18 protein-coding genes and 1 tRNA gene are annotated in these 17864 nt (G+C 36.7%); 12 read left to right on the forward strand and 7 right to left on the reverse strand.

What is annotated here, in order from left to right; translation table 11 throughout:
* Nucleotides 1-44 precede the first annotated feature (44 nt).
* The 3 genes from AC3RVG_RS06070 to AC3RVG_RS06080 form a co-directional block, all read right to left on the reverse strand.
* Nucleotides 45-377 carry a DUF4286 family protein gene (locus tag AC3RVG_RS06070; protein ID WP_489690546.1) on the reverse strand — a complete coding sequence of 111 codons (333 nt, stop codon included), beginning with the start codon at nucleotides 375-377 and terminating at the stop codon, nucleotides 45-47.
* Between the two features lie 17 nt (nucleotides 378-394).
* A complete protein-coding gene (locus AC3RVG_RS06075; protein ID WP_489690547.1) occupies nucleotides 395-2176 on the reverse strand; it encodes a tetratricopeptide repeat protein in 1782 nt (593 codons plus the stop codon).
* Nucleotides 2177-2315: 139 nt separating this feature from the next.
* Nucleotides 2316-2879, reverse strand: coding sequence for a DUF3109 family protein (locus AC3RVG_RS06080; RefSeq protein ID WP_489690548.1), 564 nt, complete (start codon nucleotides 2877-2879; stop codon nucleotides 2316-2318).
* A gap of 117 nt (nucleotides 2880-2996) precedes the next feature.
* On the opposite strand from AC3RVG_RS06080, the gene AC3RVG_RS06085 reads away from it, so the two are divergent.
* Nucleotides 2997-3578: a MarC family protein gene (locus AC3RVG_RS06085; RefSeq protein ID WP_489690549.1), complete on the forward strand. Its 582-nt coding sequence runs from the start codon at nucleotides 2997-2999 to the stop codon at nucleotides 3576-3578.
* 6 nt (nucleotides 3579-3584) lie between these two features.
* Nucleotides 3585-3782, forward strand: coding sequence for a hypothetical protein (locus AC3RVG_RS06090; protein ID WP_489690550.1), 198 nt, complete (start codon nucleotides 3585-3587; stop codon nucleotides 3780-3782).
* Nucleotides 3783-3787: 5 nt separating this feature from the next.
* Here the strand turns inward: AC3RVG_RS06090 and AC3RVG_RS06095 are convergent, their stop codons facing one another.
* The 4 genes from AC3RVG_RS06095 to AC3RVG_RS06110 form a co-directional block, all read right to left on the reverse strand.
* Nucleotides 3788-5413, reverse strand: a complete 1626-nt coding sequence (locus AC3RVG_RS06095) for a S41 family peptidase (protein ID WP_489690551.1) — start codon at nucleotides 5411-5413, stop codon at nucleotides 3788-3790.
* Nucleotides 5413-5847, reverse strand: a complete 435-nt coding sequence (locus tag AC3RVG_RS06100; RefSeq protein ID WP_489690552.1) for a deoxycytidylate deaminase — start codon at nucleotides 5845-5847, stop codon at nucleotides 5413-5415. The genes AC3RVG_RS06095 and AC3RVG_RS06100 overlap by 1 nt, the downstream gene beginning before the upstream one ends.
* A gap of 291 nt (nucleotides 5848-6138) precedes the next feature.
* Nucleotides 6139-6717: a HupE/UreJ family protein gene (locus tag AC3RVG_RS06105; protein ID WP_489690553.1), complete on the reverse strand. Its 579-nt coding sequence runs from the start codon at nucleotides 6715-6717 to the stop codon at nucleotides 6139-6141.
* Nucleotides 6718-6950: 233 nt separating this feature from the next.
* Nucleotides 6951-7032 (reverse strand) — tRNA-Leu (locus tag AC3RVG_RS06110).
* A 122-nt stretch (nucleotides 7033-7154) separates the two neighbouring features.
* On the opposite strand from AC3RVG_RS06110, the gene AC3RVG_RS06115 reads away from it, so the two are divergent.
* The 10 genes from AC3RVG_RS06115 (at nucleotide 7155) to AC3RVG_RS06160 (ending at nucleotide 17832) form a co-directional block, all read left to right on the forward strand.
* The gene (locus AC3RVG_RS06115; protein ID WP_489690554.1) at nucleotides 7155-8093 is read left to right on the forward strand and encodes a ribose-phosphate pyrophosphokinase; all 939 of its coding nucleotides are present in this window, start codon (nucleotides 7155-7157) and stop codon (nucleotides 8091-8093) included.
* Between the two features lie 240 nt (nucleotides 8094-8333).
* On the forward strand, nucleotides 8334-8972 hold the full coding sequence (locus AC3RVG_RS06120) for a 50S ribosomal protein L25/general stress protein Ctc (protein ID WP_489690555.1): 639 nt from the start codon (nucleotides 8334-8336) through the stop codon (nucleotides 8970-8972).
* A gap of 79 nt (nucleotides 8973-9051) precedes the next feature.
* Nucleotides 9052-9687, forward strand: a complete 636-nt coding sequence (pth, locus tag AC3RVG_RS06125; RefSeq protein ID WP_489690556.1) for an aminoacyl-tRNA hydrolase — start codon at nucleotides 9052-9054, stop codon at nucleotides 9685-9687.
* Between the two features lie 2 nt (nucleotides 9688-9689).
* Nucleotides 9690-10622: a bifunctional riboflavin kinase/FAD synthetase gene (locus tag AC3RVG_RS06130; RefSeq protein ID WP_489690557.1), complete on the forward strand. Its 933-nt coding sequence runs from the start codon at nucleotides 9690-9692 to the stop codon at nucleotides 10620-10622.
* Complete coding sequence (locus AC3RVG_RS06135) at nucleotides 10615-11949, forward strand: HTTM domain-containing protein (protein WP_489690558.1); 1335 nt, start codon at nucleotides 10615-10617, stop codon at nucleotides 11947-11949. The genes AC3RVG_RS06130 and AC3RVG_RS06135 overlap by 8 nt, the downstream gene beginning before the upstream one ends.
* 48 nt (nucleotides 11950-11997) lie before the next feature.
* On the forward strand, nucleotides 11998-12237 hold the full coding sequence (locus tag AC3RVG_RS06140; RefSeq protein WP_489690559.1) for a hypothetical protein: 240 nt from the start codon (nucleotides 11998-12000) through the stop codon (nucleotides 12235-12237).
* 2 nt (nucleotides 12238-12239) lie between these two features.
* Complete coding sequence (locus AC3RVG_RS06145; RefSeq protein WP_489690560.1) at nucleotides 12240-12548, forward strand: hypothetical protein; 309 nt, start codon at nucleotides 12240-12242, stop codon at nucleotides 12546-12548.
* A gap of 83 nt (nucleotides 12549-12631) precedes the next feature.
* Nucleotides 12632-13903, forward strand: coding sequence for a serine--tRNA ligase (gene serS, locus AC3RVG_RS06150; protein WP_489690561.1), 1272 nt, complete (start codon nucleotides 12632-12634; stop codon nucleotides 13901-13903).
* 403 nt (nucleotides 13904-14306) lie between these two features.
* Nucleotides 14307-15284, forward strand: coding sequence for a ribonucleotide-diphosphate reductase subunit beta (locus AC3RVG_RS06155; RefSeq protein ID WP_489690562.1), 978 nt, complete (start codon nucleotides 14307-14309; stop codon nucleotides 15282-15284).
* A gap of 133 nt (nucleotides 15285-15417) precedes the next feature.
* Nucleotides 15418-17832, forward strand: coding sequence for a ribonucleoside-diphosphate reductase subunit alpha (locus AC3RVG_RS06160; RefSeq protein WP_489690563.1), 2415 nt, complete (start codon nucleotides 15418-15420; stop codon nucleotides 17830-17832).
* Nucleotides 17833-17864: the final 32 nt, after the last annotated feature.

Here is a 17864-nt window from a genome sequence, read left to right on the forward strand (position 1 = left end):
ACCGCAAAGTACGCAAAGGTTTTTTGCAAAGGGCGCAGCGGGTTTTAATTTTTTTTAAAATGTTCGTTGTGAGCTTCGCCAATAATTTCAAGTTCGGTGCGAAAGGCTACGAACTTTCCTTCAAAAGGTTTGCTTCGCGCGCGAAGTTCTTTTGCATTTTCGGCGTAATATTTATTAAGTGTTTCTTTACTGTCTGTATAAAATTGTACGGAATAAGTAATGCCGCCCATTTCTTCTTCAATAATTACGCGGGTCATCAATGCTTTACTGAATTTTCCAGTGGCCAACATAGCGGGAATATGTTCACTTTTCATCCACTGAAGCCAAGCGTCTTGGATAGTTTCTTCTATGTTTGTGGTTACGGTATAAATGTACATTTTATAATATCTGATTTCTAATTAATTGCATCGCCTCGAAGCTCTCTGAACCTCTTTCGTGCTTCTACAAAATAAATACTGTCTGCAAAGTTAAAGATTATCGCTTCGTATTGCGCTTTCGCTTTGTCGGGCTGATTTAATTTTTCTTCGTAAATCTGCGCTAGTCGAAAGTGGGCATTATCGGCTAAAATATCGTCGCTGTAAAATTCTATAATTTTTAAATAGTTGGCTTCAGCTTTTGTGTATTCGTGAAGCTTTTCATAAACCGTTCCTTGCTTAAAAAGTGCTTCGTCCTCTATTTTTTCGCCTTTATGGTTGGTTAAAATATCTTCCAAAACAGCGATTGCCTCTGTGTTTCTATCTTGAAAAGACAGAAGATCTGCGCGCGCGTATTTTTTAAGTGCGGTTTGCGTAGAGTCTTCCAAAGAGTTGTCGCGAATTAACAGGCTGAGCTCCATTGCATCGTTGGCAATTAACTGCGAAGTAGATTTTTTCAATACATCTAGTTGCACCTGCGACCATTCAAAATCGCCTTTAAAGTAACTGGTGCGTGCTACTTTAAAACGTGCGTCCTGTGCCAAAACATCGCTCTGTACTTTTTTCTGTATTTGTGAATAGTAAATAAGGGCTTCGTTAAATTTTTCATCAAAAACCAAAATATCTGCGAGTTCCATTTTTACGCGAGCTTCTTGGTAGGCTGTTAAATCTTGCTTTCCTAAAGTTTTTAGATTTTCAATTGCCAACTCTTTTTTGTTATATTGGAAAGCTAAAAAGTGGTTGTAATCTATTTGCAGCAAGTATGTGTCACGATTTCGGCCAAATTCATCTAAAAGCTTTTCAAACTTTTTTTCTACTTCGGGATATTCTTTTGTGGTAGCAGTTTTCACCTCCATTTTCATAAGTATCTGGTTACCCTGAAGTTTATTTTGTGGCGTAAACGAATTTTCAATTATGTAATTTACAATCTCTCTTCCAGATTCATAATCTTCATCGGCAATAGAAATATATGCCAAATCGGTGATTCCGCCTAGGTTGTCGCCAAGACGTTTGTAAATAGCTTTTTCCTGTATAAAAGCTTTTTTATATTCTTTTTGCTGAATAAATAACCAACTTAATAATTGATTGTAAAGTATCTCTGGGTTTTGCTGCAAGCGTTGCAAGAGTATTTTTTTAAGCAACAGGTTGGCTTCATTGTTGGCATCTTCTGTTGTGTAAAGACTAAAATAGCGTTGCGCTGAACTTTTAAATTCAGTGTTTTTTTCTACAAGCCCCAAATAGCTATCGAACATTTTTTCTAACTTACCCTGTTCGCCATAAATCTGAGCAAGCTGCATGTTGAAATCTAACTTTTCACTTAATGCCATTGCTTTTTCATAAGCTACAATAGCTTCATCGAGTAGGCTGAATTTTTCAAAACCCTTACCAATACTATACGAAAAGTTGGGATTAACGTCTATTACTTCAATTGCTTTATTGTAATTTAAGGTGGCGAGTTCTGTTTTATTTTGAAGCGAAAAGTTGTAGCCTAATTCTATATAAAGTTGCGGAAAATTTCTGCCGTTGTCTAATTTTTCTTTTATGAGTCGTTCAGCTTCAGTGAAATTTTCAAGTTGTTGATTGCTTTGTACCAACCCCATAAAATAGTCTAGCCTATATGGGTTTTCTACAATAAGTTTTTCATAAATACGCAACGACTTTTCAAACTCCCCTTGTTCAAAATAGTTTTTTGCCAATGCTTCGCTCTGTGAAAAGCTTGCTGTTAAAGTAAAAAAGAATAATATGAAAAGAATATTCCGCATGCCGTAAATATAAGCAAATGACCTGATAGGTATAGGATTCTTATAAAAATTATCAAAAACAATGCCTATATAAAAGGGGTGCTAATTGGACTTTACTAGCAAGATTTTTTTAATATAAAAAGAAAGGTAATTTGAAGCGTTACATTTCTGAAGCCACTTTTTCTAGTTGGGTGTACCAGTTTTCGCCAAATTTTCGGATAAGTGCACCTTTTACGAATTTATATACCGGTACTTGTAATTCTTTACCCAAAGTGCAAGCGTCGTCGCAAATAGGCCAACGGTGATAATTTACCGCAGAAAACTCGCTGTATTCTTGCACTCGCACAGGATATAGATGGCACGAAATAGGTTTCATAAAATCTGTGGCACCAGCGTTGAAAGCATCTTCAATACCACAACTTGCAATACCGCTGTCGGTAAAAGTTACATAGGCACATTCTTTTCCGTCAACCAATGGAGTTTCCAGTTCGTCCATATCGGTCTTAATATGCGTACCCTGTTTTTCAATTGCGGCAATCCCTTCGGGACGAAGAAAAGGTTTTACTTTTGGGTAGATTTCTTTAAGTATTGAAATCTCTTCCTCTGTTACAGGAGCGCCTGCCTCGCCCTCAATGCAACAAGCACCCTTACATGCATGAAGATTGCACACAAAATCTTTTTCTATTATATCTTCAGAAACTATTGTCTTTCCCAGTTGAAACATCCGGCAAAGATAAATTGTTTCCGCTATCTACATAGAAGAAATTGTGCTTTTATTAACCTCCTTTTGTTTTAGGCTTAACAATTATATTACCTAATTTTGCAAATCGAAAAAAAAGGTATGGTATTAAATTTCAAAGAAATAGTAACGGCTACAATGGTGCTTTTTGCGGTAATTGATATTATAGGGAATATTCCTATTATCATTGGGCTCCGTGAAAAGGCCGGTCATATTAATTCTGCGAAAGCTTCTATAATTGCGGCTATTGTAATGGTGGTTTTTCTTTTTTTGGGTGAAAGCATACTAAAGCTTATTGGTGTAAACGTAAATGAGTTTGCTGTTGCAGGTGCGCTTATTCTTTTCTTTATTGCTCTTGAAATGATTCTTGGAGTTACTCTTTTTAAGGAAGGAGATACCAGTCCAGACATGGCATCCATCTTTCCGTTGGCTTTTCCGTTGCTTGCGGGGCCAGGAAGTTTAACAACCTTGCTGTCTTTGCGTGCCGAATATGCTATTGAAAATATAATTGTCGCCATTTTTGTAAACATCATAATAATTTACGCCGTTTTAAAAACGTCGGGGAAGCTGCAACGTTTTTTAGGAAAGAACGGAATTGCGGTAATTCAAAAGATATTTGGTGTAATTTTGCTGGCAATTGCGGTGAAGCTTTTCACCTCAAATATTCAGGAACTATTTAACTAAAATAGAATGAAAATATTTATTTATATATTGATTGCGTTGGCCGCTGGAATGACAGTTTTTAACATGACCAAATTAGATCTCGATAACCTTTTAGTAGGGGATAGTGCGATTGCCTTTATATGTATATTGGCAGGGCTTTGTGGAATGTTGCTGTTAACAATCTTGCTTATTTCTAGAAGAATAGAAGCGCAATCTAAAAAGTAAAAAGGCTACTTTTTATCCAAACGATTGTTTGCTTCCAGCTCCAAAACTTTCAGGAGCATTAGGTCGTTTTCGTTTAGAATAATTTCATACTCATTTGGTCCAAAGAGTTGTTGAGCAATGTTTGCTTTCAGTGTTCTTTTTAGATCTTCGGCATAGTTCGTTAAATCTATCTGCGCCTCGTTGAATTTGGCGTATTCAATAAATTCTTTCGAAACATTATCATCTAACTTAAAGTCTTTTCTGAAGGTTTCAAAATTCATCCCTTTAAATAAACTTCTGTTTTTTTCGAGATATTCAAAAATGAAATAACTCATAAACCCACTTCGGGAAACATATTGAAGTGTTTCATTTTCTACGCTAGTATCTTTGGGAACAAAGACGTCTGGTATAATACCCCCGCCTCCATAAACTACTCTTCCTTTAGGCGTTTTGTACTTTAGTGAATCTGCTACTTTTATACTGTCTGCGTGAATCAATTCGCCATTGCGGTAACGTTTTTCGTAATCGCTGTAATAGGTGTCATTCCCTTTACCATACGGACGCTGGATAGAACGGCCAGTAGGAGTGTAGTAACGCGCAATAGTTAAACGGACGGCACTGCCATCGCCAAGCGACATTTCGCGTTGCACTAATCCTTTCCCGAAAGAACGGCGACCAATAATGGTTCCTTTGTCGTTGTCTTGCAAAGCGCCAGCTACAATTTCACTCGCAGAGGCGGAGTTTTCGTTAATAAGCACATACAATTTTCCGTGCTCAAAATCGCCACGGCGTGTAGCATAGGTTTTGTTTATATCGCCACTTTTGTTTTTTGTGATTAAAACAAGTTTGTCGTTTTCCAAAAATTCATCAACAATACGCTCAGCCGTCGAAATATAACCTCCGGGATTATTACGAAGGTCCAAAACTAATTTTGTAACACCTTGATCTTTCAATTTTTCGAGAGCAGATTCGAACTCTTTAAACGTAGTTTCGGAAAAACGATTTATTTTAATGTAGCCTAAATCTGCATCTATTTTATAGGATGCATCTACGCTTACAAGCGGCACTTGCTTTCTTCTAACGTTAAATTCCAAAACTTTCTTCTCGCTAGGGCGATAAACATCGAGTGAAACTTTACTATTTATTTCACCTTTTAAATAATTGGAGATGCTATCGCGCTGCACCAATTCGCCAAAAAGTTTTTTGCCGTCGGCATAAATAATTCTATCGCCACCTTTAATTCCGGCTTTTTCTGCGGGACCTCCTTCAATAGAACGAATTACCGCAATGGAATCTTTATAAATATAAAAGCTTACACCAATGCCAATAAAAGCGCCGCGCATATCGTCTGCGTTGTGCTGGTATTCTTTTTTGGGAATATAAACGGAATGCGGATCGAGGTTTTCGAGAATTCCGTAAACGGTAACATCTACAATACTGTCTGTGTTTACATCATCAACATATTCATAATCTATATAATCTATGAGTCTGTTGAGTTTGTCCTTCTTAGAATTTGTAGCAAATATTTTTTCTGTGCTGTCACTAAAATTAAGCTTCGACCCAATAAAAATACCTACTGCTAGCGCCAATCCAATCCACAGTGGCAAGTATTTTTTTTGTTTGCTAATTGTTGTCGAAGTTTGATTTTCCATTATTGTAATTCCAAATCTGAAATGTGCTGTATGTTAACGCCTGCCTTCTCTAAAAAGGTGATGCCGGAGTTGTCTTTATATTCGTTTAGATAAACCATTCTTTTAATTCCCGCTTGGTGAATTAATTTGCTGCATTCCTTGCAGGGCGACATAGTAATGTAAAGTGTTGCACCTTGGCACGCCTGTGTACTCGAGGCTACTTTTAAAATAGCATTTGCTTCTGCGTGAAGAACGTACCATTTTGTATAGCCTTCATCGTCTTCGCAAATGTTCTCAAAACCTGTAGGGGTTCCGTTGTAACCATCGCTTATAATCATTTTGTCTTTTACAATAAGCGCGCCAACCTGTCTTCTTTTGCAATAGGAAAGTTTGCTCCATTCCTGCGCCATTCTGAGATACGCAATATCGTATTTGCGTTGTTTCATTTCTTTCATCTTCCTAAAATATTTGAGAAAGGAAAAGGGAGCATGTTTATTTTATTCATTTCGGTTGGTTACTATATAGTTAATGGCAATTTATTCTTTTAAATCGGCAACGAAATTACTTTGAAGTTACGCCACTGCCAAAAAAAATGTAGTTAAGTTATTGCCAAATGCACAGAGGCATCCATGAAATGAGGAAGTTGGAATTTGTTTTTTTGAAAATTACCTCTGAAAACGCCAGCTATTCTGTTTTTTTGAAGTCTTCGAATGTAAACTTTGAATCTTTCAAGAATTACCGTATACTCAAAAAATCCAGTTGTTTATTAGCATGGGTATCACCATTCCTATAACCAGAGATGAAACAACTAAAACCCAATCTTTTTTATTGAAACGGAATATGGTTTGAAAAATGAAAGCTATAATTAAAAAGAGTATAACTATTATTATTTGAGCACCTTCAATACCTAAGCCAAATTCTAGCAACGGAAGTAATTCTCTACTACTGTCCAGTGCCGTAAAAAAGAAAGCGAAACCAAGACCGTGAATTACCCCAAAAAAGATGGTAGTAATATAAAGTATGCCCATCTTCTCCATCTTCTTTTCCTTTCCCGCTGTAAACAAATTGAAAAGGGCGGTGACCAAAATGGTTACAGGGATTAAAAATTCAATAACTTTTCCCGAGACACTAACCACATTATAAGTAGCTAAAAGAAGCGACAGCGTGTGCCCAACGGTAAACATTGTAACTAAGATTAATAATTTTTTCCAGGAAGAAAAATTATAGGCAGCACACAAAACTATCAAAAATAGAATGTGATCGTAGGCTTTCCAATCCAATACATGTTGAAGGCCAAGATTAAAATACAACCAGAAATCTGTCATTGGGAATAGCGTTTTGAGGATTTGCCCAAATATAGCTAATGTAAGATAGATTTCTCATTAAAAATAGCTTAGTTTTTGGAATAATTAAAGTTGGCAAAATCGACTGGGGATTCGTTTAATAGCTTTACGTTTTACTCGAGGCGTCCCAGAAGATTCGGGGAATTCCGGAATATTTAAACATTAAAATAAAAGCATTAAAAAAGCCTCCACATTTCTGTTAAGGCTTTTTTCTGTACTCGAGGCGGGAATCGAACCCGCACGTCCTAAAACACTGGATTTTGAATCCAGCGCGTCTACCAATTCCGCCACTCGAGCAAACGGGAGGCAAAAATAAACAAATAATTATAAATTACTTTAAATTTTATCTCCCTATTTTTTTAAATATCGCTCACTATTAATTTTTACCTTTGTAACCTATTTAACAAAAACCACAAAAAATGTCCACTCTCGCACCAGACCCCAAGATTTTTGCATGTAAACAAAGTGAAGCCCTAGCACAAGATATTGCAGATGCCTACGGAATTCCACTGGGAAAAGTAATTACCTCCCATTATAGTGATGGGGAATTTCAACCTTCTTTTGAAGAATCTGTTCGCGGAAGTCGCGTATTTTTAATAGGTTCAACATTTCCAAATAGCGACCATTTAATGGAACTTCTATTGATGATTGATGCAGCAAAACGCGCATCTGCACGTCATATTACAGCTGTGTTGCCTTATTTTGGATGGGCGCGCCAAGACAGAAAAGACAAGCCTCGCGTTCCGATTGCAGCAAAATTAGTTGCAAAAATGCTGGAAACTGCAGGCGCTACACGAATTATAACAATGGATCTGCACGCAGATCAAATTCAAGGGTTTTTTGAAAAACCTGTGGATCACCTTTTTGCCTCAACTATTTTTCTTCCCTATTTACGCAGTTTAAATCTCGATAATCTTACCATAGCATCACCAGATATGGGTGGTTCAAAACGTGCGTATGCTTATTCAAAATTTTTAAATAGCGATGTAGTAATCTGTTACAAGCAGCGTGAAAAGGCGAATATTATCTCGCACATGGAACTTATTGGCGACGTAAAAGGAAAAAACGTTGTGCTGGTGGATGATATGGTAGATACTGCAGGTACGCTAACCACAGCTGCAGATTTAATGATGGAGCGCGGTGCTTTAAGCGTTCGTGCCGTTTGTACACATCCACTTCTTTCTGGAAATGCTTACGAGCGAATAGAAAAATCGCAAATGTTAGAACTTATTGTTTCAGATTCAATTCCAACAAAACCGAGCAAAAAAATTAGAGTAATAAGTTGTGCTAAACTTTTCGCTGATGTTATGGTTAGCGTAAACGCGAACAAATCTATTAGCGGTAAGTTTTTGATGTAACTTCTATTTGGAACCAAGGATTTAAGGGAGCTAAGTAACTAGGCAATTCAAAGTAAATTGAAGGATTTTCGTTTTTAACTTTTATTTTCTTGAATCTCTTAAATCCCGTTTACTGATTTATTTCTTCTTGAATCAAAAAGAATTAAAACGCAAAACGTAATTCCAAAATAAAATCTATCTTTGCACTCCCTAAAAAACAGCTTTTTAGGGAATAGTATTAATAAATAACTTTTAGAAAAAATGAAATCAATTACAATTAAAGGATCACAAAGAGAAAGCGTGGGCAAAAAGGCAACGAAAGCCCTACGTAATGCTGGAATGGTTCCTTGCGTAGTTTACGGAGGGGAAGAACCAATCAGCTTTACAGCAGATGAAATTGCATTTAAAGACTTGGTTTACACTCCAGACGTACACACGGTTGTAATTAACCTAGGTGGCACAAAAATGAATGCTATCCTTCAGGATATACAATTTCACCCAGTGACTGACCGTATTCTTCACGTTGATTTTTACCAAATTTTTGACGAGAAAGAAGTTTCTATGGAAATTCCTGTACGTACAAAAGGTAACGCACGTGGTGTTCGTAACGGTGGTACTTTGCGTATTGTTACGCGTAAACTTCGTGTAAAAGCTTTGCCAGAAAATCTTCCAGATTTTATTGAAGCAGACATTACCGAAATGCGTATTGGTGCTAAAATGTACACGAAATCTCTTAAAACAGATAATTATAAAATTATGCACCCAGATAACACTGTTATCTGTCAAGTTAGAACTTCACGTACCGCAGTTGTGGATGAAGTTGAAGACGAAGTTGAAGGTGCAGAAGGAGAAGAAGTTCCAGCTACAGAAACTGATGATGCTGCTGCAGTAAGCGAATAAATTCTTTTTTTAAGATAAGTAAAAAGCATCCTGTTAATTCGGGGTGCTTTTTTTATTTTTACCCAAGATTAAAAACATTATGTTTTCATTTTTCAAAACCCTTTTTTCGGTAAAGAAGACCGATATTATTACAGAAGAAAAAGATCCAATGAAAAAATTTCTTATCGTAGGACTCGGGAATATTGGCCCAAAATATGCAAATACCCGTCATAACATCGGTTTTAAAGTACTTGATTTTTATGCCGAAAAAAATGCACTTACTTGGGAAACTGCTAAATTGGGCGATGTTACTTCGCATAAAGTAAAAGGAAGAACTTTTATTTTCTTGAAACCAAGTACATTTATGAATTTAAGCGGAAAGGCCGTAAATTACTGGCTAGAAAAAGAGAAAATTCCGTTGGAAAATATGCTGGTTATTACAGACGATTTAAATTTGGCTTTCGGTACTATTCGAATAAAAACAAAAGGTAGCGATGGCGGCCACAATGGTTTGAAAGATATTCAAAACACGCTGCAAACCACAAATTACAACCGTTTCCGTTTTGGAATTAGTGATGCTTTTTCAAAAGGAAGACAAGTAGATTATGTGCTGGGCGATTGGGAAGCCGAAGAAGATAAACAACTGCCAGAACGTTTGGAATTAAGTTGTAATATTATTGAATCTTTTGCACTCGCAGGAATTAACATTACTATGAATACATTTAACGGAAAATAATTTTGAAGAAATATTCGGCAGCTTCCGCTTATAAAAATGACCGCCCTAGCGTGGTTACGATTGGCACTTTTGATGGCGTCCACATTGGTCATAAAGCTATTTTGAAGCGTCTCGTTGAAACCGCCAAAAAGGAAAACTTAGATTCTACTGTACTTACTTTTTTTCCGCACCCACGGATGGTGCTTCAACAAAATCTAGACATCAAACTTTTAAATACAATTACAGAACGCACAGAATTGCTTGAAAACACAGGCCTCGATAATCTAGTAATTCATCCCTTTACACACGCTTTTTCACGATTGACTGCTTTAGAATATGTGCGCGATATTTTGGTAAATAGCTTAAAAGCGAAAAAAATAATTATTGGATACGATCACCGTTTTGGAAGAAACAGAAACGCCAGTATTGAAGATTTAAAAGAATTTGGACGGACGTATGATTTTGAAGTAATAGAGATTTCGGCTAAAGAAATTGATGATGTAGCCGTTAGTTCCACAAAAATTCGAAAAGCTTTAACTGAAGGCGATATTGAAACAGCAAATAGTTATTTGGGTTATAATTATATACTTTCCGGCGAGGTTATTCGAGGAAAAGCTATTGGTCGTACCATTAATTACCCGACGGCAAATTTGAAGTTAAAAGAGAATTACAAATTGGTTCCAAAAAACGGCGTTTATATTGTGCAATCTATAATCGGCGGAGAAAAAATCTTCGGAATTACAAGTATTGGTACCAATCCGACCGTTGGCGGAAAGGAGAAAACTATAGAAACTCATTTTCTCAATTTCAATCAAGATTTATACGATAAAGAAATAACGATAGAATTTTTAAAATTTATTCGAGACGAAGAAAACTTCGATTCTTTAGAAGTACTACGTCAAGAAATTTTAAAGGATGAACTTTTCGCAATTCAATATTTAAAAGAGCGTGAATAAATTTCTATTTAAACAAGTAGATAATATTGGGCTTGTCCTTTTTCGGGCAGTGTTCGGTCTTTTAATTACTATTGAAGCTTTTGGCGCAATATTTACAGGATGGGTACGGCGTACTTTGGTAGAACCGCCCTTCACCTTCAACTTTATTGGCTTCGATTTTCTACAGTATCTACAAGGCGATTTAATGTATTATTACTTCGTTATTATGGGCATCTTCGGCATTTTTGTGATGCTGGGCTACAAATATAAATTTAGCATGATTGCCTACGCAATTATGTGGACCGCCGTTTATTTAATGCAAAAAAGCAGTTACAATAATCACTATTATTTAATGATGTTGCTATGCTGGATTATGGCATTTCTACCCGCAAACCGTTGGTTTTCCCTCGATGCGAAAATAAATCCGGAAGTTAAAAATCCCGCTATGCCTCGCTGGGTTTTGTTGATTTTGATTCTGCAAGTTTGGATTGTTTACACATACGCTTCGGTTGCAAAATTCTATCCAGACTGGCTTGATGCTTCAATGGCCGCATTATTATTGGAAGGTAGAAAGCATTATTGGCTAATTGGCGATTTGCTTCAAGAAAACTGGGTGCATTGGGCTATTGCATATTCTGGAATCTTTTTCGATTTGCTAATCGTGCCTTTATTACTTTGGAAACGAACACGTGTATTGGGCTTTGTAATTTCTATATTTTTTCATCTTTTCAACTCAATTATATTTCAAATTGGCATCTTTCCATATATGTCCATCGCTTTTGCATTGTTTTTCTTTTCGCCCGAAATACTTAAAAAGCGTTTTCTTCCGAAGAAAATACTCTACACGGAAGATGAAATAATCGTACCGAAGCACAAAAATTTGATTGTTGGCGTATTCTCGATTTACTTTCTGTTTCAGCTTGGACTTCCGCTTAGACATTGGTTTTTTAAGGATGATGTGCTTTGGACTGAAGAAGGCCATCGCCTTAGTTGGCGTATGATGCTTCGCTCCAAAAGTGGATCATTAACCGTCTATGTTGCCGATAAAGAAACTGGGAAAAGAAAACCTTACAATTACAGAATCCTGCTCGGAACCAAACAGCAGGGGTCCGTGGCAACAAAGCCAGATATAATGTGGCAGTTGGCGCAAAAAATAAAAGCCGTTGAAGCTGAAAAAGGGCGAGATGTGGCTGTTTATATGCAGGCTACGGTTCGTGTTAATAATGGTGTTTACCATCCATTAACGAATCCAAATGTAGATTTGGCTGCAGAAGAATGGCACCCATTTAAGCATAGTGAATGGATATTGCCGTCTCCCAAGGAATATGATGAAAAATTAGAAAAGTAACTAATTCTAAATAACGTTATCTTTGACTTAGTAGAAAAGTAAAGAAATATGGATATTCAGTTAGAAAAATATAAATTAGTTGAATGGTTAATTCAGCAAAATAATGAAGAGGTAATTACGAAACTGAAGAATTTCAAAAATTCAATTTCTGAAAATCCCGACTTGAATTATGATGTGTCGAAGACAGAAAGTCTCTTTATCGAAGCAGGGTTGAAAGATATTGCAGAGGGAAATACCTTTACGAATGAAGAAGTTCTTAGAGAAATAAACGAAAAATATGGGTTGTAATTATGGAAGTGGTTTGGTCAAAACTTGCTGTTGTTACTTATAAAGAGATTTTTGAAAATCTTCAATATCGGTGGACTGTAAGGGAGATGAGAAATTTTCGAGACTTGACGCAAGACCTTCTCAACAAAATCAAAACGCAACAAATAAGCTGTCTAATAATCAATAGAAAGCTCAAAATTCGTAAAGCAGTGGTTCATAAAAATATTTCGTTTTATTATAGGGAAGACCTTTCTGCAAGAAAAATTTATATCATTACTTTTTTTAATAATAGAATGAATCCTGAAACTTTAATTAAGCTTTTAAGGGAATAGAATTTATTGCAAATTTAGACCCCAAAGGTTTTGAAAACCTTTGGGGTCTTGTGTAACTTTGCGCTTCAAAATAATATAGGAAAATGCTACAAGTAAACGACATCCGCGAAAACAAAGATAATTACGTAAAAGCCCTTGCCAAACGTGGCATTGATGCTACTTCTACTTTAGAAGAAATTTTAAAAGTAGATGAAGAACGTCGTGGTTCGCAAGCGCAATTAGATGAGGTGTTGGCGCAAAGTAATTCCTATTCAAAAGAAATTGGAAAGCTTTTTCAAAGTGGTGAAACACAAAAAGCAAACGAGCTAAAAGAAAAAACAGTTGAATTGAAGGAATCTTCAAAACTACTGAATGACCAAATGTTAGCTGCTGCCGAAAAGTTGCAACAGCTTTTATATACGCTTCCAAATATCCCAAACGATTTAGTGCCGGCGGGAACTGATGAAAACGACAACGAAGAAGTTTATAAAGAAGGCGAAATTCCAAAGCTTATAGAAGGTGCATTGCCGCACTGGGAACTTGCCAAGAAATACGACATCATCGATTTTGAACTCGGCGTAAAAATTACCGGGGCGGGTTTTCCTGTTTATAAAGGAAAAGGTGCGCGATTGCAGCGTGCTTTAATTGCTTATTTTTTAGATAAAAATACTTCTGCAGGCTATACAGAATACCAAGTTCCACATTTGGTTAATGAAGCTTCTGGTTATGGAACGGGTCAATTGCCAGACAAGGAAGGGCAGATGTACCATGCGGGAGTTGACGACCTTTATTTAATTCCAACTGCTGAGGTGCCCGTTACAAATATGTTTCGAGGTAATTTGCTGAATCATGTAGATTTTCCAGTTACCTGTACAGCTTACACGCCTTGTTTCCGTAGAGAAGCTGGAAGTTATGGCGCCCACGTTCGTGGTTTAAATCGCTTGCACCAATTTGATAAAGTTGAAATCGTTCGTATTGAACATCCCGATAATTCATACGCTGCTTTAGACGGAATGGTGGAGCACGTTAAAGGAATTCTTCGCGAGCTGAAATTACCTTATAGAATACTTCGTCTTTGTGGTGGTGACCTTGGATTTACTGCAGCTTTGACTTATGATTTTGAAGTATTTTCAACCGCTCAAGATCGTTGGTTGGAGATTTCTTCGGTTTCAAATTTTGAAACTTTTCAAGCCAATAGATTAAAGCTTCGTTTTAAGGATACGGATGGAAAGAATAAACTTGCGCACACTTTAAACGGAAGTGCATTAGCATTGCCAAGAGTATTAGCAGGAATTCTTGAAAACTACCAAACCGAAGATGGAATTAAAATTCCAGAAGTTTTGGTTCCTTATTGTGGTTTCAATTTTATAAACTAAATTCTTTCGCCGCGAATTCACGAATTAAAAGTCTGGTCCAATCCTTCCACTTCGCTTAGTATAATCTGAGGTCGAGACCTTTTTTCAATTGAAATATTCCTTTTAAACTCGTGCATTCGTGGCTTTTTTTCTCAAACTTCAGTTAAAGTAAAGTCTTCAAAACGAGTGATTTGTTTGCGTTTTTTGTAAACATTTTTCTTCCGGAACGCCTATAAAATAACTTCAAGTCTCTTTAAATCAATTAATTGAATATTTTCAATTTCTAAAATTTGTAAACAATTGAGAATCACGTGTTGAAAACTTGTTGAAAAACACACTTCATTTCTTCCCAAATAACCCTTTAATTTATTCATATTTGTTAGTCCCGAGTAACAGTAATTTTAATCTATAATTCAAAGGACATATGAGTGCAATTGAACCAATTTTACAAGAAAACAAAAACAGATTTGTAATATTCCCAATCCAACATCACGATATTTGGGAGTGGTACAAAAAAAGCGAAGCTAGTTTTTGGACTGCCGAAGAAATTGATTTGCACCAAGACCTTACCGATTGGTCAGGAAAATTGAATGACGATGAGCGTTATTTTATAAAACACATTTTAGCGTTTTTTGCTGCTTCTGATGGAATTGTGAATGAAAATCTTGCAGAAAACTTCGTAAATGAAGTTCAATATAGTGAAGCAAAATTCTTCTACGGATTCCAAATAATGATGGAGAATATTCACAGTGAAACGTACTCTTTGCTTATAGATACTTACGTTAAAGACGAAAAGGAAAAAGATCAACTTTTTAATGCTATCGATACTTTTCCAGCAATTAAAAAGAAAGCCGATTGGGCTTTAAAATGGATTGAAAGCGATTCGTTTGCCGAGCGTTTAATAGCTTTCGCGGCAGTGGAGGGCATATTCTTTTCTGGCGCGTTCTGCTCTATTTTCTGGTTGAAAAAACGCGGATTAATGCCTGGGCTTACTTTTTCGAACGAATTAATTTCTAGAGATGAAGGCGTGCATTGCGATTTTGCGGTACATCTTCATAACCACCATTTGGTTAACAAAGTGCCAAAACAACGCATTCGCGAGATACTTGTGGACGCTTTAAATATTGAACGTGAATTTATAACTGAATCTCTTCCGGCAAGTTTAATTGGAATGAATTCTAAATTAATGACGCAGTATTTAGAGTTTGTAACAGATAGACTTTTGGTTGAATTGGATTGCGAAAAGGAATACAATGTTACAAACCCATTCGATTTTATGGATATGATTTCGCTTCAAGGGAAAACAAATTTCTTTGAAAAGCGCGTGGGAGAATACCAAAAAGCTGGTGTTACCAATAAAGATAAAGAATCGAACAAAATTAGTTTCGACGCAGAATTTTAGACTATTGATACTAGGTAGATACTGTCGATTCTAAGTGGATTCTATTGTAAAATATATCCATAAAATCTATAGCATCCATAGTATCAACAGTATCCATAGCATCAAAAGTATCTAACCAACAAAAATTAAAAAAATGAACGTAGTAAAAAGAGATGGTCGTAAAGAACCCATAATGTTCGATAAGATTACGGCACGTGTACGCAAATTGTGTTACGGGCTAAACGAATTGGTAGACCCAGTAAAAGTTGCAATGCGCGTTATTGAAGGGCTTTACGACGGTGTAACCACCAGCGAACTGGATAATTTGGCTGCAGAAATTGCCGCAACATTAACTACTTCGCACCCAGATTATGCACGTTTGGCTGCGCGAATCTCTGTTTCTAACCTTCACAAAAACACAAAAAAGACTTTTTCTGAAGTAATGACGGATCTTTACGAATATGTAAATCCACGTACCGGAAAAAAAGCTCCATTATTGAGTGATGAGGTTTATGAAGTAATTAAAGAAAATGCTGAAGATCTTGATTCAACAATAATTTATAACCGTGATTTTGGTTATGATTATTTCGGATTTAAAACTTTGGAACGTTCGTATTTGTTGAAATTAAACGGAAAAATAGCAGAACGTCCGCAACATATGCTAATGCGGGTTTCCGTTGGAATTCATATGAATGATTTGGCGTCGGTAAAGGAAACCTATGAGCTGATGTCTAAAAAATACTTTACACACGCCACACCCACACTTTTTAATAGCGGAACGCCGAAGCCACAGATGTCTTCATGCTTTTTACTTACAATGAAAGATGATAGTATCGACGGCATATACGATACGCTTAAACAAACAGCAAGAATTTCGCAGGCTGCAGGGGGAATTGGATTATCAATTCACAATGTACGTGCTACGGGATCTTATATTTCTGGCACAAATGGCACATCGAATGGAGTAGTGCCGATGCTTCGTGTTTTTAACGATACGGCGCGTTACGTAGATCAAGGTGGCGGAAAGCGAAAAGGCTCATTTGCTATTTATGTTGAGCCTTGGCATGCAGATATTTTCGACTTTTTAGATTTAAAGAAAAATCACGGAAAAGAAGAAATGCGTGCACGCGACCTTTTTTACGCCATGTGGATTCCAGACCTTTTTATGGAACGCGTTCAGGCCGATGCAGAATGGACGCTGATGTGCCCGAATGAATGCCCAGATCTTTACAACTGCCATAGCGAAGAATTTGAAGCGCTTTATCATAAATATGAGTCAGAAAATAAAGGTAGAAAAACGATAAAAGCACGCGAACTTTGGGAGAAAATTCTTGAGTCTCAAATAGAGACAGGAACACCCTATATGCTTTATAAAGATGCAGCCAATCGGAAGAGCAACCAGAAAAATTTAGGAACCATCCGTTCTTCAAATTTGTGTACTGAAATTATGGAATACACTTCGCCAGACGAGGTGGCGGTTTGTAACTTGGCTTCAATCGCTTTGCCAATGTTTATAAAAAATGGCGAGTTTGATCACAAAGAACTTTTTAGAGTAACCAAACGTGTTACCAAAAATTTAAACCGGGTAATTGACCGAAATTACTATCCAGTAATTGAAGCGCAGAATTCAAATTTCCGCCATCGCCCAGTTGGTTTGGGAATTCAAGGTTTGGCGGATGCGTTTATTATGCTTCGCATGCCATTTACAAGTGATGAAGCTAAAAAACTAAATCAAGAGATTTTTGAAACGCTTTATTTTGCCGCTTTAACTGCTTCAATGGAAGAGGCGAAAACTGATGGTCCTTATGAATCGTACAAAGGCTCCCCGATTTCCGAAGGATTATTTCAACATAATTTATGGGGAATAAAAGACGAAGAACTCAGCGGCCGTTGGGATTGGGACAAACTTAGAAAGGAAATAAAAAAGAACGGCGTTCGAAACTCGCTTTTGGTTGCACCTATGCCAACTGCCTCAACTTCCCAAATACTTGGAAACAACGAAGCTTTTGAACCTTATACTTCAAATATTTATACACGTCGTGTTCTTTCTGGAGAATTCATTGTTGTAAATCAACACCTTTTAAATGATTTGGTGGAACTTGGACTTTGGAACGAGGATTTGAAAGAAGAAATTATGCATGCCAACGGCTCTATTCAAGATGTGGATAATATTCCACAGGAATTGAAGGAATTGTACAAAACGGTTTGGGAACTTTCTATGAAAGACATTATTGATATGAGCCGTCATCGCGGTTATTTTATAGACCAAAGCCAGTCGTTAAACTTGTTTATGGAAAACGCAAACATGGCAAAACTTACATCGATGCATTTCTATGCGTGGAAAAGTGGATTGAAAACTGGAATGTATTATTTACGCACAAAAAGTGCTGTGGATGCGATTAAATTCACGCTTAAAAAAGAAGAGAAAAAGGAAACTGTTGGAACCGAAGTTAAAGCTGTTATCACCGAAGAAGCATCAACAGAGCCTATGACGCCACAGCAACTTCGTGAAATGTTAGCGCAATCTAAAGACGCTCCGGAAGACGATTGTTTGATGTGCGGATCGTAATCTAAATCTAAACGTTTCTTGAAAATGTAAAA

Source organism: Aequorivita sp. IT1282 (assembly GCF_058068205.1).

Bases quoted from the DNA above. Each gene is read 5' to 3' on its own strand.
- AC3RVG_RS06070 (WP_489690546.1), bottom strand. From the start codon at position 377: ATGTACATTTATACCGTAACCACAAACATAGAAGAAACTATCCAAGAC.
- AC3RVG_RS06075 (WP_489690547.1), bottom strand. From the start codon at position 2,176: ATGCGGAATATTCTTTTCATATTATTCTTTTTTACTTTAACAGCAAGC.
- AC3RVG_RS06080 (WP_489690548.1), bottom strand. From the start codon at position 2,879: ATGTTTCAACTGGGAAAGACAATAGTTTCTGAAGATATAATAGAAAAA.
- AC3RVG_RS06085 (WP_489690549.1), top strand. From the start codon at position 2,997: ATGGTATTAAATTTCAAAGAAATAGTAACGGCTACAATGGTGCTTTTT.
- AC3RVG_RS06090 (WP_489690550.1), top strand. From the start codon at position 3,585: ATGAAAATATTTATTTATATATTGATTGCGTTGGCCGCTGGAATGACA.
- AC3RVG_RS06095 (WP_489690551.1), bottom strand. From the start codon at position 5,413: ATGGAAAATCAAACTTCGACAACAATTAGCAAACAAAAAAAATACTTG.
- AC3RVG_RS06100 (WP_489690552.1), bottom strand. From the start codon at position 5,847: ATGAAAGAAATGAAACAACGCAAATACGATATTGCGTATCTCAGAATG.
- AC3RVG_RS06105 (WP_489690553.1), bottom strand. From the start codon at position 6,717: ATGACAGATTTCTGGTTGTATTTTAATCTTGGCCTTCAACATGTATTG.
- AC3RVG_RS06115 (WP_489690554.1), top strand. From the start codon at position 7,155: ATGTCCACTCTCGCACCAGACCCCAAGATTTTTGCATGTAAACAAAGT.
- AC3RVG_RS06120 (WP_489690555.1), top strand. From the start codon at position 8,334: ATGAAATCAATTACAATTAAAGGATCACAAAGAGAAAGCGTGGGCAAA.
- pth (WP_489690556.1), top strand. From the start codon at position 9,052: ATGTTTTCATTTTTCAAAACCCTTTTTTCGGTAAAGAAGACCGATATT.
- AC3RVG_RS06140 (WP_489690559.1), top strand. From the start codon at position 11,998: ATGGATATTCAGTTAGAAAAATATAAATTAGTTGAATGGTTAATTCAG.
- AC3RVG_RS06145 (WP_489690560.1), top strand. From the start codon at position 12,240: ATGGAAGTGGTTTGGTCAAAACTTGCTGTTGTTACTTATAAAGAGATT.
- serS (WP_489690561.1), top strand. From the start codon at position 12,632: ATGCTACAAGTAAACGACATCCGCGAAAACAAAGATAATTACGTAAAA.
- AC3RVG_RS06155 (WP_489690562.1), top strand. From the start codon at position 14,307: ATGAGTGCAATTGAACCAATTTTACAAGAAAACAAAAACAGATTTGTA.
- AC3RVG_RS06160 (WP_489690563.1), top strand. From the start codon at position 15,418: ATGAACGTAGTAAAAAGAGATGGTCGTAAAGAACCCATAATGTTCGAT.